The following is a 3,040-nucleotide window of genomic DNA, read 5'->3' as shown; positions in this document are numbered from 1 at the left end:
GTCTCCTGTCTCCTTCTTCAATGCCTTTTTTCAGTGATTAAATTCACTGGAGATAGAGCGGTATTATCCTGTTTGATTAGCGTAATTATTACGCTAACTGTTAGTTACTTTTTGTCCAAAGTCCAATAACTACAGATAAAATTGAATTATTTATCAAAAATATTCTGTAGCCAAGTTAGTCTGAATCTCTTCAGTTATCTAATTGTTATCATTTTCTTTGTGGGTTTAATACCCCACCGTCTACACGGTGTTCAAAATTACTTGGGGTTAGAATCCCCATGTAATTTTCCTCCTGTCTCCTGTCTCCTGTCTCCTGTCTCCTTCTTCAATAGCAGAATTAGCTATTTGTTGAACAACCGATAAAGGCAAGTCTAAAGATTCAGCAATTGCCTCTAAACTCAATCCTAATTTAAGCAATCGAGGGACTGCTTCTTGTTTGGCCTTCTGTTGGCCTGTTTGTTCTCCAACTTGTTGACCATCGGCAAAAGCATTTTGAGCTTGTTGAACTTGTAATTGAGCTTGTATCGCTGACTCCTGGGGAGTTGGCACTCGTTCACCTTTGGCAGTGAAGTAACGCAGTTCACCTCCATCTACTCCTAAATATAATTCTAATTCTTGGCTCCAACGCCAACCTTCCTGGTTCGGTTGAATTTCTTCATAGCGATTTTGTTGTAAGCGAAATCCCATAAATTCCATAGTTTCGGGGTCGAACCAAAAATACTCTGGGGTGCGGAAGTTGTCTTGATATAACTGCTTTTTTAAGTTGCGATCGACTCTAGCGGTAGAGTCTGATAGTAACTCAATAATTAAGTTAGGATATTTACCGTTTTCCTCCCATACTACCCAGGAATTTCGAGGTTGTTTCTGGGTTTGCTTGACTAAGAAAAAGTCCGGACCGTGAAAGTCGCGAGCTTTTAGCTGCTGGCGACTGTAATAAATACTCAATCTTGCACCAATAAAGTAATCGTTTCTATTGCGCCACAACCATTCCAGACAAATAACTAGCAACATTAGTTGGGTATAGTGTTGAGAGCTTTCCATTTCGGGTTCGTCGCTTTCTAGTTGAGTAGCATCTGGCATTATTGCCTCTAATTCTTGGGCTGTTAAAACCATTGAGCTTAACCTTACAACTAATAGGTATGATTGGGATTATAGCATGGCAAAATGATATCCCCCCTACTGCCCCAGAAGGGAGGAAATATGTAGTGAAATATTAAAATTTTCCCTACATATATAGGACTACCCAAAGTTTATTTATCTAAACATTGACTGCTAAATTTGTTAATAATTGTTAATCCTATAGTTAGAATTGATGTCAGATCATATATATTTATAAGCAGAAATACTTGTATCCAGAGAACAAGTAACTGTAAGGCTCCAATTCACGAATTAGCTTGGGCTAGGAGGAAGGAGCAGGGGTGAGAGTCTTTTTGAAAAAGACAGTAATTTTGAGAAATATTAATTGAAGTTAAGTTTTATCTAGAACTACTCCTGTAATTGCACTTAAGTAAGAATTTGGCATTCAAGAAATTCCTCAAGACCTGAGATAAATCCAGTGAAACGGAGCAAATTTAATCAAGCTTAAAGGGGTGGAAAGATGACAGGATCTATTGACCGAGATAACCAGGTTGATGCTGGAGGAGGAAACTTCGATCCCTATTTTGCCATTAGGATGAGTTAAATATTTCAAGTCATCTGAAACCCTTTTTATAACTTGATTACAGCATTTTAAAACTCTGTTTTGTAATAGATGTATTTAATGATTTTTTGGAGGAGTCCATCATGGCTACCACTATCATTGATGATCTCAGCACATCAAGAGGGGTTTTCGTTGACGATCAGAATAATATATTTGTTTCGGATTTTGATTTGAATTTTATCAACCCAGTTTATTCCGTTAAAAAGTTTGATGCAAATGGTTCACTTCTTGATACGGTTTCGATAGGCGAAGGAGGTAGTTTGACTGCTAAGTTTGCAGAGTTACCTAATTCAGACAGTTTCATTGGCTTGAGGGAAGATGGGATGTTAATGCTCATAGATCCAGATCCTCTGTCTGTAGATTTTTTAGATAATCTGCATCTTCGTTCTTTGGAAGGGGTGGAGACGAGTCCTATCTTGAACACTACTTTGTCTACAGTGTCTCAAGAAGCAGGAATATTGCTTTCCGCTAAACGGTGGACCAGGAAACGATATACTAACAGGGGGAGGTAGTATAGACCGCTTTATCTTTAACACCAATGAACCATTTTACCTAGAGGATGTTGGTATAGACCAAATTACTGATTTTTCCCAAACACCAGGAGATATTATTATTCTGGATATCACAACCTTCACTGCTATCAATAGCGAACCAGGAACAGGGTTCAGCATTACTGATGAATTTGCTGTAGTTAATGATGACGAATTTGCAGAAACTTCTAATGCAGTAATTGTTTATAACAGTGATAATGGTAATTTGTTCTATAACTCCAATGGTAGTGAGACAGGTTTTGGTAGTGGTGCTCAATTTGCCACTTTGCTCAATAGTCCATTATTAGAACTAGAAGATTTTGTTCTCAGAGGTTAAAAGCAAGTAGTCAGGAGGCGAGTTGGTGTGAAATTTTGCCTCCTGAATTCTAAGAACCTATCCCACTAATAAGGATATCCCTATTACCCGTGAGCAAGGAAAAAAAGTTTTAGAGATTTTTGCCGATGCTTGGGAAGCAAGTACAGATCTAGAAGTCGAGGGTATAAAATTGGAAGACTTACGCCCAGAATTAGAAAGACAAATCGCCACCGTAGTCGATCGCTTCAAATGGCAACCCCAAGACATTAGACTTGTCGCGAAATAAAACCTTAAAGTGAAATGGGAAAATTCTGGTTTTCACTGATTAAATTATCCTGCCATTAAGTAGAAATTCCAGAGTCCAGCCGCAGTGAACATGAAGCGATCGTCGCGCATCTTTAATGTGATTTCGATACAATCCTCTCCCTGCATTATATCTCTTCACGCCAGATATTGTATGTTCACATTTGACGCTAACGCTACTTTTCTCTCTAT

Annotated in this window: 2 protein-coding genes; one reads left to right on the top strand and one right to left on the bottom strand. The window is 38.4% G+C overall.

Going from position 1 to position 3,040, the window contains the following annotated elements; genetic code table 11:
* Positions 1-267: 267 nt before the first annotated feature.
* Positions 268-1,113 (bottom strand): Uma2 family endonuclease, encoded by an 846-nt coding sequence (locus F6K06_RS33315; RefSeq protein WP_287245345.1) that lies wholly within the window; start codon positions 1,111-1,113, stop codon positions 268-270.
* Between the two features lie 669 nt (positions 1,114-1,782).
* On the opposite strand from F6K06_RS33315, the gene F6K06_RS33310 reads away from it, so the two are divergent.
* The gene (locus F6K06_RS33310) at positions 1,783-2,211 is read left to right on the top strand and encodes a hypothetical protein (RefSeq protein ID WP_124146539.1); all 429 of its coding nucleotides are present in this window, start codon (positions 1,783-1,785) and stop codon (positions 2,209-2,211) included.
* Positions 2,212-3,040 lie beyond the last annotated feature (829 nt).

The organism is Okeania sp. SIO1H4, from assembly GCF_010672695.1.
In the GTDB taxonomy this organism is placed as follows: domain Bacteria; phylum Cyanobacteriota; class Cyanobacteriia; order Cyanobacteriales; family Microcoleaceae; genus Okeania; species Okeania hirsuta.
The sequence above is the reverse complement of the archived record's forward strand: the minus strand, read 5'-3'. Positions and strand labels throughout refer to the sequence as shown.